This is a genomic window from Pseudomonas sp. WC2401 (genome assembly GCF_041200115.1).
Taxonomy (GTDB): Bacteria; Pseudomonadota; Gammaproteobacteria; order Pseudomonadales; family Pseudomonadaceae; genus Aquipseudomonas; species Aquipseudomonas fragi.
Genome location: NZ_CP165623.1, coordinates 1,978,727 through 1,992,273, shown reverse-complemented (window position 1 = coordinate 1,992,273; position 13,547 = coordinate 1,978,727). Strand labels below are relative to the sequence as shown.

11 protein-coding genes and 4 tRNA genes are annotated in these 13,547 nt (G+C 59.0%); 8 read left to right on the top strand and 7 right to left on the bottom strand.

The window, feature by feature from the left end:
- Positions 1 to 51 precede the first annotated feature (51 nt).
- From prpC to AB3G35_RS09100, 3 genes are all read right to left on the bottom strand, one after another.
- Positions 52 to 1,179: a 2-methylcitrate synthase gene (gene prpC, locus AB3G35_RS09110; protein ID WP_016779902.1), complete on the bottom strand. Its 1,128-nt coding sequence runs from the start codon at positions 1,177 to 1,179 to the stop codon at positions 52 to 54.
- A 161-nt stretch (positions 1,180 to 1,340) separates the two neighbouring features.
- Positions 1,341 to 2,228, bottom strand: a complete 888-nt coding sequence (gene prpB / locus AB3G35_RS09105) for a methylisocitrate lyase (RefSeq protein ID WP_016779901.1) — start codon at positions 2,226 to 2,228, stop codon at positions 1,341 to 1,343.
- On the bottom strand, positions 2,225 to 2,947 hold the full coding sequence (locus AB3G35_RS09100) for a GntR family transcriptional regulator (RefSeq protein WP_016779900.1): 723 nt from the start codon (positions 2,945 to 2,947) through the stop codon (positions 2,225 to 2,227). Before AB3G35_RS09100 ends, prpB begins: the two co-directional genes overlap by 4 nt.
- A 280-nt stretch (positions 2,948 to 3,227) precedes the next feature.
- Between AB3G35_RS09100 and AB3G35_RS09095 the strand changes: the two genes are divergently transcribed.
- From AB3G35_RS09095 to AB3G35_RS09060, 8 genes are all read left to right on the top strand, one after another.
- Positions 3,228 to 3,764 carry an ATP-dependent zinc protease gene (locus AB3G35_RS09095; RefSeq protein ID WP_016779899.1) on the top strand — a complete coding sequence of 179 codons (537 nt, stop codon included), beginning with the start codon at positions 3,228 to 3,230 and terminating at the stop codon, positions 3,762 to 3,764.
- Positions 3,765 to 3,769: 5 nt separating this feature from the next.
- Positions 3,770 to 5,302, top strand: coding sequence for an inactive transglutaminase family protein (locus AB3G35_RS09090; protein ID WP_016779898.1), 1,533 nt, complete (start codon positions 3,770 to 3,772; stop codon positions 5,300 to 5,302).
- Positions 5,302 to 6,285: an alpha-L-glutamate ligase-like protein gene (locus tag AB3G35_RS09085; protein WP_086796045.1), complete on the top strand. Its 984-nt coding sequence runs from the start codon at positions 5,302 to 5,304 to the stop codon at positions 6,283 to 6,285. The genes AB3G35_RS09090 and AB3G35_RS09085 overlap by 1 nt, the downstream gene beginning before the upstream one ends.
- A 209-nt stretch (positions 6,286 to 6,494) precedes the next feature.
- A complete protein-coding gene (gene pabB / locus AB3G35_RS09080; RefSeq protein WP_369782735.1) occupies positions 6,495 to 7,838 on the top strand; it encodes an aminodeoxychorismate synthase component I in 1,344 nt (447 codons plus the stop codon).
- A gap of 68 nt (positions 7,839 to 7,906) precedes the next feature.
- Complete coding sequence (locus AB3G35_RS09075; protein ID WP_016779895.1) at positions 7,907 to 8,641, top strand: phosphoadenylyl-sulfate reductase; 735 nt, start codon at positions 7,907 to 7,909, stop codon at positions 8,639 to 8,641.
- Positions 8,642 to 8,845: 204 nt separating this feature from the next.
- Positions 8,846 to 9,364 (top strand): sigma-70 family RNA polymerase sigma factor, encoded by a 519-nt coding sequence (locus AB3G35_RS09070; RefSeq protein WP_086796044.1) that lies wholly within the window; start codon positions 8,846 to 8,848, stop codon positions 9,362 to 9,364.
- Positions 9,365 to 9,370: 6 nt separating this feature from the next.
- Positions 9,371 to 10,357, top strand: coding sequence for a FecR family protein (locus AB3G35_RS09065; RefSeq protein WP_340079854.1), 987 nt, complete (start codon positions 9,371 to 9,373; stop codon positions 10,355 to 10,357).
- A gap of 77 nt (positions 10,358 to 10,434) precedes the next feature.
- Complete coding sequence (locus AB3G35_RS09060) at positions 10,435 to 12,840, top strand: TonB-dependent siderophore receptor (RefSeq protein WP_134049514.1); 2,406 nt, start codon at positions 10,435 to 10,437, stop codon at positions 12,838 to 12,840.
- Between the two features lie 191 nt (positions 12,841 to 13,031).
- Here AB3G35_RS09060 and AB3G35_RS09055 read toward each other — a convergent pair.
- The 4 genes from AB3G35_RS09055 to AB3G35_RS09040 all read right to left on the bottom strand — a co-directional run bounded on the left by AB3G35_RS09055 (position 13,032) and on the right by AB3G35_RS09040 (position 13,541).
- A tRNA-Asp gene (locus AB3G35_RS09055) sits at positions 13,032 to 13,108 on the bottom strand.
- Between the two features lie 19 nt (positions 13,109 to 13,127).
- A tRNA-Val gene (locus AB3G35_RS09050) sits at positions 13,128 to 13,203 on the bottom strand.
- A gap of 166 nt (positions 13,204 to 13,369) precedes the next feature.
- Positions 13,370 to 13,446, bottom strand: a tRNA-Asp gene (locus AB3G35_RS09045).
- A 19-nt stretch (positions 13,447 to 13,465) separates the two neighbouring features.
- Positions 13,466 to 13,541: transfer RNA gene (locus tag AB3G35_RS09040), tRNA-Val, on the bottom strand.
- Positions 13,542 to 13,547: the final 6 nt, after the last annotated feature.

Genomic DNA, 13,547 nt, shown 5'->3' with positions numbered 1-13,547 from the left:
CATCGCGGGCCAGCCCGCTCCCACCTTTTAATCGGCTCTGGGCCTGCTCACTCAGCGACGTTCGATTGGCACGAACTTGCGCTGTTCTACGCCGATGTACTCGGCGCTCGGACGGATGATGCGGTTGTTGGCCCGCTGCTCGAACACGTGTGCAGCCCAGCCGGTCAGGCGCGAGCAGACAAAGATCGGGGTGAACAGCTTGGTCGGGATGCCCATGAAGTGATACGCCGAGGCATGGTAGAAATCGGCGTTGGGGAACAGCTTCTTTTGTTCCCACATGGTCTTGTCGATGGCTTCGGAAACCGGAAACAGCACGGTGTCGCCCACTTCGTCGGCAAGTTTTTTCGACCAGCCCTTGATCACCTCGTTACGCGGGTCGCTGTCTTTGTAGATCGCGTGGCCAAAGCCCATGATCTTGTCCTTGCGCGCCAGCATGCCGAGGGTGCCCTGCACTGCTTCTTCTGCCGAGCCGAAGCGTTCGATCATTTCCATCGCCGCTTCGTTGGCGCCGCCATGCAGCGGACCGCGCAGCGAGCCGATGGCCGCGGTGATGCACGAATACAGATCGGACAAGGTCGAGGCACAAACACGGGCAGTAAAGGTCGAAGCGTTGAACTCGTGCTCGGCATAGAGGATCAGCGACACGTTCATCACCTTGACGTGCAACTCGCTCGGTTTTTTGTCGTGCAGCAAGTGCAGGAAGTGGCCGCCGATCGACTCTTCGTCGGTTACGCAATTGATGCGCTTGCCGTCATGGCTGAAGCGATACCAGTAGCACATGATTGCCGGGAAAGCGGCCAGCAGGCGGTCGGTCTTGTCCTGTTGCTCTGAGAAGTCTTTCTCCGGCTCAAGGTTGCCCAGGAACGAGCAACCGGTGCGCATCACGTCCATCGGGTGGGCGTCGGCGGGGATGCGCTCCAGCACTTCTTTCAATGCCTGGGGCAGATCGCGCAGCTTTTGCAGCTTGGCCGTGTAGGCAGCCAGCTCGGTTTTAGTCGGCAGTTCGCCATACAGCAGCAGGTAAGCCACTTCTTCGAAGCGGGCTTCGGCCGCCAGTTCACGTACGTCATAACCACGATAAGTGAGGCCCGCGCCTTCCTGGCCTACGGTGGACAGGGCCGTTTGCCCGGCCACCTGGCCGCGTAAACCGGCACCACTCAATACTTTTGCTTCGGCCATTGCGCTTCTCCAATCTTGAATTTGTTAGGGATTCGGCAACTACTTGATTCAATGTACAGGTGGGAGCGGGCTTGCTCGCGATTCAGGCAACACGGTTTGCCTGAATCACTGTGGTGACCCTATCGCGGGCAAGCCCGCTCCCACAGATTCACAGTGTTCTGTTACTTCTTCGCGGCAAACAACGCATCGAGTTTCTGCTCGAACTCGTGGTAGTTGATGGCATCGTAAAGCTCCATGCGGGTTTGCATGGTGTCGATCACGTTTTGCTGGGTACCGTCGCGGCGGATGGCGGTGTACACGTTTTCAGCCGCCTTGTTCATTGCGCGGAACGCCGACAGCGGGTACAGCACCAGCGATACGTCAGCACCGGCCAGTTGCTCGGTGGTGTAGAGCGGCGTGGCACCAAACTCGGTGATGTTGGCCAGGATCGGCGCTTTCACCCGGTTGGCGAACAGTTTGTACATCTCAAGCTCAGTAATGGCTTCCGGGAAGACCATGTCCGCACCGGCTTCAACGCAAGCCGCTGCACGCTCCAGGGCCGACTCCAGACCTTCTACCGCCAGCGCATCGGTACGCGCCATGATCACGAAACTGTCATCGGTGCGCGCATCGACGGCGGCCTTGATGCGGTCGACCATTTCCTGCAGCGAAACGATTTCCTTGTTCGGGCGATGGCCGCAACGCTTGGCGCCGACCTGATCCTCAATGTGAATCGCTGCAGCGCCGAACTTGATCATCGACTTGACGGTGCGCGACACGTTGAAAAACGAGGAGCCGAAGCCAGTGTCCACGTCCACCAGCAGCGGCAGATCACATACATCGGTAATGCGTCGTACATCAGTCAGTACATCGTCCAGACCGGTAATACCCAGATCCGGCACGCCCAGCGACCCGGCTGCAACGCCGCCACCCGACAGGTAGATGGCCTTGAAACCCGCACGCTGGGCCAGCAGCGCGTGGTTGGCGTTGATCGCGCCCACCACTTGCAAAGGGTGCTCGCTTGCAACTGCATCACGGAAACGCTGGCCTGGACTGTTCTTATTGCTCATGACTCACCTCGTGGAGTGGCTGTCTGCTGGGCGCTGTCTTGGTAATGACGCGCAATATTGCGTTTCGAAGCGCCGATATGTCGGCGCATCAACAACTCGGCCAGTTCGCCGTCGCGGTCGGCAATGGCATCGAGAATGCGGTGGTGCTCGGCAAACGCCTGGTGCGGGCGATTGGGCGTGGCAGAGAATTGGATGCGGTACATGCGCACCAACTGGTACAGCTCGCCACAGAGCATCTGCGTCAGGGTGCGGTTACCGCTGCCCTGAATAATCTTGTAATGAAAATCGAAGTCGCCCTCCTGTTGGTAGTAGCCAACGCCCGCCTGAAACGCCTCGTCGCGCTCATGGGTTTCGAGTACCCGGCGCAACTCAGCAATGTCTTCATCACTCATGCGCTCGGCGGCCAGGCGACAGGCCATGCCTTCCAGGGACTCGCGAATTTCGTAGAGTTCAATCAGCTCGGCATGGCTCAACGACACGACCCGCGCGCCCACATGAGGCACGCGCACCAGCAAACGCTGGCCTTCAAGACGGTGAATGGCTTCACGCAGCGGCCCGCGGCTGATGCCGTAAGTGCGCGCCAGTTCGGGCTCGGAGATCTTGCTGCCCGGGGCGATTTCGCCTTTGACAATGGCCGCCTGAATACGCCGGAAGACGTTCTCGGAAAGGGTTTCCGAGTCATCCTGGGGGATAGTGGCGGGTTCCAGTGCTTGCAGCATATTGTCGACACCTTGAAAATCAATAGCGCCAAAACTAGCTATTTACAGGTGCAGAGTCAAAGAATAAATAGATATTGTCGACAATCGTCTAATACGACCTTGGTTGTATCGACAGCCTTGCTGGCCCAGGTGGAGCGCCTCGGCGCTGGCGCCATAAAACCATCATGTTAGAATGCCGACCGCATCCGCCCTGCCCTCATCCATAGGGCAGCCGCACGAGGAAACTTGCGCTCCTGCCAGTCGCCTTGATCTGAAGATTGCAAGAGACGTGCTTCGATTTATGAAATGTTTCCCCCTCTCTATCCTCGCCTGCCTGCTTTGCGTACCCGGCCTGAGCCTGGCTGGCGAAAAAACCGTGTATGGCCTTAATGAATACGCAGAACTGGCAGGCATTGACTTGCAGGTAGCGGCCAAACTCGACACCGGCGCCAAGACCGCCTCGCTCAGCGCCCGCGATATCAAGCGTTTCAAGCGTGATGGCGAGAGCTGGGTGCGCTTTTACCTGGCCATCGATGATGCCCACTCCCACCCCATCGAACGCCCGCTGGCCCGTGTCAGCAAGATCAAGCGTCGCTCGGGTGACTACGACCCGCAGGCTGACAAGAACTACACCTCACGCCCGGTCATTTCCCTGGAAATCTGCATGGGCAAGGCTTTACGCACCATCGAAGTGAACTTGACCGATAGAAGTGCGTTCCAATACCCGCTGTTGATCGGCTCCGAAGCGCTGAAACGCTTTGATGCGCTGGTTGATCCAAGTCTTAAATACGCTGCTGGCAAACCTGCCTGTGTCGCCAACGCTCAAACCGCAGAGTAATTGAAATGCGCGCGCTTACCCTTCACCTGAAAATCCTGATCACCATCCTGGTGGTGCTCGGTATTTCGATTACTGCCTACCAGATTTTCGTTCTCGGCATTCCGGTAACCGAAGATGCCACGGACGACTTGTGGAATATCGACGCCAAGGTCGAATTCGTCGCCAGCTCCAAGGATCCGGTCAAGATCCAGATGTTCGTGCCACCGCTCAACCGCGACTACGTCAGTTTGAACGAGAGCTTTATCTCCAATAACTACGGGGTGAGCGTCAATCGGGTCGACGGTAACCGCAAGGTCACCTGGTCGGCACGCCGGGTCAGTGGCAAACAAACCCTCTACTACCGCCTGGTGCTGACCAAGCGCTATTCGGGTGAAAAGACCAAGGTCAAGGGCCCGGTTTTCCGTGACAGCATCGCCGTCGAAGGCCCGGAAAAAATCGCTGCCGAAGCCTTGCTCGCGCCTATCCGCCAGCATTCGGCCGACGTTGAGACCTTTATCAGCGAGACCATCAAGCGCGTTAGCAACGCCAACGATGACAATGTGAAGCTACTGCTGGCCGGCGATCCGTCGACCGCGCACAAAGCACAAGTCATCGAGCTACTGCTGTCGATTGCCCACGTGCCGATGGAAAAAGTCCACACCATCCGCCTGGTGGCCGAACAACCCCAAACCCCGGAGCTGTGGCTGCGCAGCTTCAACGGCAACGACTGGCTGTACTTCAACCCGGAAACCGGCGAACAGGGCCTGCCGTCTGACCGCCTGTTGTGGTGGATCGGCGACGAGCCAATGGTCACGGTGGATGGCGGTAAAAAAGCCAACGTTACTTTCAGCCTGAACAACAGCGAAATGAACGCCATTCGCCTGGCCAAGCTGACTGACGAAAACACTGACGCCAACTTCCTTGAATACTCGCTGTACGGCTTGCCGCTGCAGACCCAGCAAACCTTCATGATCATGGTCATGATCCCGATCGGCGTGCTGGTGATCCTGATCCTGCGCAACCTGATCGGCCTGCAGACCCTGGGTACATTCACCCCGGTTCTGATTGCCCTGGCGTTCCGCGAGACCCAGCTGGGCTTTGGCATCATCCTGTTTACGGTGATTACCGCACTGGGGCTGACGCTACGTTCCTACCTTGAACACTTGAAGCTGCAGATGCTGCCGCGCCTGTCTGTGGTGCTGACCTTTGTGGTCATCCTGATCGCGGCCATCAGTCTGTTCAGCCATAAACTGGGCCTGGAGCGCGGTTTGTCCGTGGCCTTGTTCCCGATGGTGATTCTGACCATGACCATCGAACGCCTGTCGATCACCTGGGAAGAGCGCGGTGGCGGGCATGCCATGAAAGTCGCGATCGGCACCCTGTTCGCCGCTACCCTGGCGTATCTGGTGATGAGCGTGCCGGAGCTGGTGTACTTCGTATTCACCTTCCCGGCAGTCCTGCTGATCATGGTCGGCTTCATGCTGGCAATGGGTCGCTATCGCGGCTATCGCCTGACCGAGCTGGTACGTTTCAAAGCGTTCCTGAAGGCTGATTCCTGATGTTTGGCTTCTGGAAGACCTGGAAGGCCCTGGAAGCCAGGGGCATCATGGGCATCAATCGGCGCAATGCGGACTACGTACTCAAGTACAACAAACGCAGCCTGTATCCGATTGTGGATGACAAGATCATCACCAAGGAACGCGCGATCAAGGCCGGCATTCATGTGCCGGAAATGTACGGGGTGATTTCCACCGAAAAGGAAATCGACAAGCTCGATGAAATCATCGGTGGTCGCAGCGACTTCGTGATCAAGCCCGCGCAAGGTGCGGGCGGTGACGGCATCCTGGTGATTGCGGATCGCTTCGAAGACCGGTTTCGCACGGTCTCGGGCAAGATCATCAGCCACGAAGAGATCGAGCATCAGATTTCCAGCATCCTCACCGGCCTGTATTCCCTGGGCGGCCACCGTGACCGCGCGCTGATCGAGTACCGGGTTACCCCGGACCAGATCTTCAAAAGCATCAGCTACGAAGGTGTGCCGGATATCCGCATTATCGTGCTGATGGGCTACCCGGTAATGGCCATGCTGCGCTTGCCGACCCGTCAATCGGGCGGCAAGGCCAACCTGCACCAGGGTGCCATCGGTGTTGGCGTCGACCTGGCCACCGGCTTGACCCTGCGCGGCACCTGGCTGAACAACATCATCAGCAAACACCCCGACACCACCAATGCGGTGGACGGCGTGCAACTGCCCAACTGGGACGGTTTCATGAAGCTGGCGGCCGGTTGCTACGAGTTGTGCGGCCTGGGCTATATCGGCGTGGACATGGTCCTCGACCAGGACAAGGGCCCGCTGATCCTGGAACTCAACGCCCGTCCGGGGCTGAATATCCAGATTGCCAACGATTGCGGCCTGACCCTGCGCACCCACGCAGTCGAAGCACACCTTGAAGAACTGGCCGCCAAAGGCATCACCGAAACCCCGGAAGAGCGCGTGCGCTTTGCCCAGGAGCTTTTTGGGCATATTCACCCGAAAGAGTGATACAAAAACCGTAGCAGCTGCCGAAGGCTGCGTCCGACGACGCAGTCGTCGCAAAATCAGCGACTGCGGCGTATCAGTTAAACCCTGATCTCAGGTTTTACGATCGCTTCGCAATCGAACGCAGCCTTCGGCAGCTGCTACGGGATTAGCGTTGCCGTCCTGCACAGGACTACAATCAGCCCCCCGCTCCGATGGCTGATTTGCTGCGCATGTTGACCTGCTCCGTACACCCGCTGCCTTACCTCGCCAACCCTGCCGACTATTTTGCGGCCATTCGCCATGCACCCGGCGCCGTGCTGCTCGACAGTGGTCGCCCCACCGCAGACCGTGGCCGCTACGACCTGCTGAGTGCCTGGCCTGAGGCAGAACTGACCTTGCAACCAGACGAGTCGGGGCGCGATTTTCTGCAGCGCCTGCGTAACAGCCTCAAGCAACTGAGCAACGCCGCCCTGCCCGACGCTTACGAATTACCCTTCGCGGGCGGCCTGATCGGCTACCTGAGTTATGACTTTGGCCGACAACTCGAACAGCTACCAGCCCACGCCCTGGATGACCTGCACCTGCCGGATGCGCGACTGGGTCTGTATGCCTGGGCACTGATCACGGACCACCAGGCAGCCACCAGCCAACTGGTGTTTCACCCAAGCCTTGAACCCGCGCAACGCGATCGCCTGATCCAGCTGTTTAGCCAGCCCGCACCGCAGCTCAATGGGCCGTTCTCCCTCAAGCAGCCGATGCAGCCGGATATCAGCTCCAGCCAGTACCAACAGGCTTTGAGCAAGATCCACGACTACATCCAGGCGGGCGACTGTTATCAGGTCAACTACACCCAGCGCTTTAGCGCGCAGTGCGAAGGTGATGCCTGGACCGCCTATTGCGCCCTGCGCCAGGCCTGCCCGACGCCTTTTTCCGGGTTTATGAGCCTGGCGGACGACAACGCCATTTTGAGCCTGTCCCCCGAGCGCTTTGTTCGGGTCAGCCACCATCAGGTAGAAACCCGGCCGATTAAAGGCACCCGGCCACGGGGCAAGAACAGCGCCGAAGACGCAGCCAACGCCGCCGAACTGCTGGCCAGCGCCAAGGATCGCGCAGAGAACCTGATGATCGTCGACTTGTTGCGCAATGACCTGGGCCGCACCTGCCGCACCGGCTCGGTGCGCGTACCGCAACTGTTCACCCTCGAAAGCTACCCCAACGTTCATCACCTGGTAAGCAGCGTTGTCGGCGAACTGGCTGACGGCAAGGACGCCCTGGACCTGATTGGCGACAGCTTTCCCGGCGGCTCGATTACCGGGGCTCCCAAGATCCGCGCCATGCAGATCATCGACGAACTGGAACCCACACGCCGCAGCCTCTACTGCGGCTCGTTGCTGTACCTCGACGTTCGCGGCGAAATGGACAGTTCCATCGCCATCCGCAGCCTGCTGGTCAAGGACGGGCGCGTCAGTTGCTGGGGCGGTGGCGGCATTGTGGCCGACTCCGACTGGCAGGACGAATACCAGGAATCGATCACCAAAGTGAAGGTACTGCTCGATACGCTGCAAACCCTGTAGCCCGCGCTTTTTGCTAAGATCACGAGACTAGAGAGCGCCCAGCGCCATTCACTGCAGGAAGCCGCCTGATGAGCCATCCGTTTGACGTCGCTGAACTCGCCGCGACATACGCCAGCAAGTCCCCGCAAGACATACTCAAACTCGCCTTTGAACACTTTGGCGACGAACTCTGGATCTCCTTCAGCGGCGCCGAAGATGTGGTGCTGGTGGACATGGCCTGGAAGCTCAACAAGAACGTCAAGGTGTTCAGCCTCGACACCGGCCGCCTGCACCCCGAGACCTACCGGTTTATCGAACAGGTACGCGAGCACTACAAGATCCAGATCGAACTGATCTCGCCGGATCAAAGCAAGCTCGAACCGTTCGTCAAGGAAAAAGGCCTGTTCAGCTTCTACAAGGACGGCCACGGCGAATGCTGCGGCATCCGCAAGATCGAACCGTTGCGACGCAAGCTGTCGACGGTCAAGGCCTGGGCCACCGGCCAGCGCCGCGACCAGAGCCCCGGCACCCGCAGCCAAGTAGCCGCTGTGGAAATCGACGGCGCGTTCTCCACACCCGAGCGCACGCTGTACAAGTTCAACCCGCTGGCACAGATGACCAGCGAGGAAGTGTGGGGCTATATCCGCATGCTGGAGCTGCCTTACAACAGCCTGCATGAACGCGGCTTTATCAGCATCGGCTGCGAGCCCTGCACCCGCCCGGTACTGCCCAACCAGCACGAGCGCGAAGGCCGCTGGTGGTGGGAAGAAGCCACGCAAAAAGAATGCGGCCTGCATGCCGGCAATTTGATCGCGAAGAACTAAAACGACCGCCTCCAAACCCTGTGGGAGCGGGCTTGCTCGCGATGGATACAACGCGGTGTACCTGCCACACCGATGCGCCCCATCGCGAGCAAGCCCGCTCCTACAGTTGCAAGTGACCGTAGCATTTCATCGCCCGCCTTGCGTTTACCCCGGACTTTCGTTGAGAATTGGTAATTATTCTCAATAACGTTTAGGCAAAGTCCTATGGCTTCGGGTGAACCGTCCTACCAGAGCGCTATTACTGAACTGTACTGCGAGCATCATGGCTGGCTATTTGGCTGGCTGCGCAGAAAACTCGGTTGCGCGCACAATGCCGCCGATCTGGCCCAGGACACCTTCGCCCGAATCCTCAATGCCCGCGAGTCGGTCGCCACCCTGCGCGAGCCCCGGGCCTTTTTGAGCACTACAGCACGCAGGCTCATCATCGATCAGGTGCGCCGCAAACAGATAGAAAACGCTTATCTGCAAGAACTGGCCCTGACCGCCGAAGCCCTCGAAGGTTTTCAGTCGCCGGAGCAGATTCTCACCACCCTGGAAGCCCTGGAGCAGATCGCCTTTATTCTCGAAGGCATGCAGGAAAAGGCACGCCAGGCCTTTGTGCTGTATTACCTGGACGGCCTGACCCAGTGCGAAATCGCCCGGCAACTGGGCCTGTCTGACCGCACCGTGCGCAAGTACCTGATCCAGGCCCTGCTGCATTGCAGCCATAGCCTGAACACCTGAGCCCGCATGCCCGAACAGCCCGAATCAATAGACGAACAAGCCGCTGAATGGATCCTTCGCCTGCACGAAGAAGGCTTCAGCGAGGGCTTGCGCCTGGAGTTCGAGCGCTGGAAGCAACAAAGCCCGCAACACGCCGCCGCCGCCCTGCGCATGCAGGATGTCATCAATCGCCTGCAGGCCTTGCGCCAGCAATCGGTGCCGGCCAAAGCGGCGCTCAACGCCGCATTCGCCGGGCGTAAAGCCGTAACCCGACGCAAACAGGCCCTGCGCGCACTGCTGATTGCAGGCTGTCTGGCCCTGCCGGTTACCCTGCTTCTCAAAAGCCATTACCCCGCGCAATGGATGGCCGATATCAGTACCGGCCCCAACGACTGGAAAACGCAGCGCCTGGCCGACAACTCGACCATCACCCTCAGCGGTACCAGCGCACTTAACGTGCATTTTGACGCTCAGGAACGCCGCATCGAATTGCTCCAGGGCGAAGTGCTGGTTGAAGTTGCCCACGACAGCACCAGACCTTTCTTTGTGCAAACCGCGCAAGGCAGTATGCGCGCCCTGGGCACCCGTTTCGTGGTCAAGCGCCAGGGCGACACGACGGTCTTGAGCATGCTGCAATCCCGTGTCGCGGCGCAAAGCGCCAACGAGCAGCAAACCCTAGAAGTGGCTGCAGGCTCGCGGGCATTGATCCACCGCGACTCGGTGGAACTCGCTGGCAGCGTCTCACCGGCCAGCATCAACCAGGCCTGGGAGCGTCATCAACTGGTGGTTGAGAACCAGCCATTGCCTGAAGTTCTTGATGAAATTTCCCGCCATCGACGCGGCCACCTGCAGTTTGATCGCACTGCCCTGGCCCACTTGCGCGTCTCGGCCGTGCTGCCCCTGGACGACACCGACCGGGCGCTGCAACTGATCGCTGACACCCTACCCCTGCAGATCAACACGTACACACCGTGGCTGATCGTCATCAGTCAGCTGCAACCAGCCAAAAAATAATAATTCCCATTCGTTCCGCTTTTTTCGAGTCAACCGTCAAGGTAGGTAACAACGACTCATAAAGGACTACGTCTTCCATGCTGACCTCCTACAAACCGCTCACGCTGGCGATTCACTTGATCGTTGCTTCAGCGGCTGGCGTGGCCTGCGCCGCTACCGCCCAGGCGCAAACAGCGGCCGTGCAGACCTACGATATCCCGGCAGGCCCGTTGAGCAGCGCACTCAACCGCTTCGCACAACAGGCTGGCGTAGCCATCATTTTCCAGTCGAGCAACCTGGAGGGTTTGTCGACTCCCGGCCTGCATGGTGCCTACAACGAACAAGGCGGATTCGACGCCTTGTTGCGCGGCAGCGGTTACACGGTGGTCAAAAGCGCTAACGGCTACAGGCTGGACGCGCTGCCGGCAGCAGGCGGCGCCCTGGAATTGGGCGCCACCCAGGTCAGCGCCAACCAACTGGGGACGATCACCGAAGGTAGCGGGTCCTACACCCCAGGCTCCATCGCCACCGCAACACGTATGGTGCTGACGCCCAAGGAAACCCCGCAGTCCATCTCCGTGGTGACCCGCCAGGCGATGGACGATTTCGGCATGAACTCCATTGACGATGTGATGCGCCATACCCCCGGCATCACCGTGGCCACCTACGACAGTGACCGCACCAGCTATTACTCGCGCGGCTTTGCGATCAAGAACTTCCAGTACGACGGCATCCCCATCCTGCAGGACCCGCAGTACTCGGCCGGCCACACCCTGACCGACACGGCGATTTACGACCGAGTCGAGATCCTCAAGGGAGCAACCGGATTGCTCACCGGCGCAGGCGGCCCGGGCGGCACCATCAACATGGTGCGCAAAAAGCCGACCCGTGAATTCAAGGCCCATATCGATGTGGGCGCAGGCTCCTGGGAGAACTACCGCTCCGAAATCGATGTCAGCGGACCATTAACCGAAAGTGGCAACGTGCGTGGCCGGGCCGTGGCGGCCTATCAGGACAAGCATTCGTTCATGGACCATTACAAGCGCGACAGCGAGGTCTATTACGGCATCCTTGAAGTGGACCTGACGCCCGACACCCTGCTCACCCTGGGTGCCGACTACCAGGATAACAACCCCACAGGCTCAAGCTGGTCGGGCAGCGCCTCGCTGTTCAACTCCGCCGGTGAGCGCATCAGCACTCCGCGCTCGTTCAACAACGGCACCAAATGGAGCAGCTGGAAGCAGTACACGCGCACCGTGTTTTCGACCCTGGAGCACAACTTCGACAATGGCTGGGTAGTCAAAGGCCAGTACAACCACCAGATCAACGGCTATAACGCTCCACTGGGCGCACTCCTCGACCCGAACGTGACCACCGGCCTGGCGCCGATCCTGGCGCGCAAGTACACCGGCGAATACGTCAGCGACAGCGGCGACCTGTTTGCCACCGGGCCTTTCAGCCTGTTGGGGCGCGAACACGAACTGGTCGTTGGCGGCTCGATCTCCAGGTCGCACTGGACCGGCAAGGACTACACCAACGCCGACATGGTCAACAACGCCTACGACTACTACAACTGGAAAGGTGAAGCGCTGGAGCCGGACTGGCGCAATGTCACCTCCTACAACGATGAAACCACGCGCCAGGTCGGCACCTACATGACCGGTCGTTTCAGCCTGACCGATGACCTGAAGCTGATGCTGGGCACCCGAGTGGCCGACTACAACGTGACCGGCACCAGCCAGGCCAAGGACACCGGCAAAGTGCTGCCCTACGCCGCCCTGATCTACGACATCACCCCCAATATCTCGGCCTATACCAGCTACACGCAGATCTTTTTGCCGCAGACGTATTACCGCGATCGTAACAACAAGATGCTTGAACCGGACGAAGGCACCAACTATGAGCTGGGCCTGAAAGGCGAGTTCTATGACGGTCGTCTGAACTCAAGCCTGGCGTACTTCGAAGTGCATCAGGACAACCGCCCTGAAGCGGACATGGCCTACAACGGCAATCCAACCAACCCGGAAATCGACTACGCCTACAAAGGTATCAAGGCCACGACCAAGGGTTACGAGGCGGAAATTTCCGGTGAGCTGATGCCGGGCTGGCAATTGCAGGCGGGCTACACCCACAAGGTCAGCCGTGACCAGGGCGGCACCAAGGTTTCGACCTGGGAGCCGGAAGACCAGATCAACCTCTACACCAGCTACAAGCTGACCGGTGATCTGGACAAACTGACCCTGGGCGGTGGCGTGCGCTGGCAGAGCACCGGCTGGCAGATGCTGACCAACTGGAACAAGGGCGGCACCGTGGAAAAATTCTCCCAGGACCCGTACTGGCTGGTTGATCTGATGGCGCGCTATCAGATCTCGAAAAACCTGTCGGCCACGGTCAACCTGAACAACGTGTTCGACAAGTCGTACTACACCAATATCGGTTTCTATAACTCGTCGTACTACGGCGACCCGCGCAATGTGATGGTGACCACGCGCTGGGATTTCTAAACCCACGCAAAATACCTGTGGGAGCGGGCTTGCTCGCGATGCAAACGCTGCGGCTCTTGAGTAAGCACGCGTCGATGCTATCGCGAGCAAGCCCGCTCCCACCCGCCACAAAACACCCGCGCACAAAAAAGCCTGCACATGGCAGGCTTTTTTGTTTATCACAGACGTTCAAGGGGCCTGTGATCGGAATATGGCGCAGCGGACGGGACTCGAACCCGCGACCCCCGGCGTGACAGGCCGGTATTCTAACCGACTGAACTACCGCTGCGCGTAACACTGTGAGTAAGTGGTGGGTGATGACGGGATCGAACCGCCGACCCTCTGCTTGTAAGGCAGATGCTCTCCCAGCTGAGCTAATCACCCTTTTACTTCACTCTCATTGCGGGGCGCATTGTCTCACAATTTTTATGTAAGTGTTTGTTTTATTTAAGGTTTTTGTTAATTAAACAAAACCTGCGCACACAAAAAAGCCTGCACAAGGCAGGCTTTTTGTTGATCACAAGCGTTCAAGGGGCTTGTGTTCAGAATATGGCGCAGCGGACGGGACTCGAACCCGCGACCCCCGGCGTGACAGGCCGGTATTCTAACCGACTGAACTACCGCTGCGCGTAACATTGAAAGTAAGTGGTGGGTGATGACGGGATCGAACCGCCGACCCTCTGCTTGTAAGGCAGATGCTCTCCCAGCTGAGCTAATCACCCATTTAC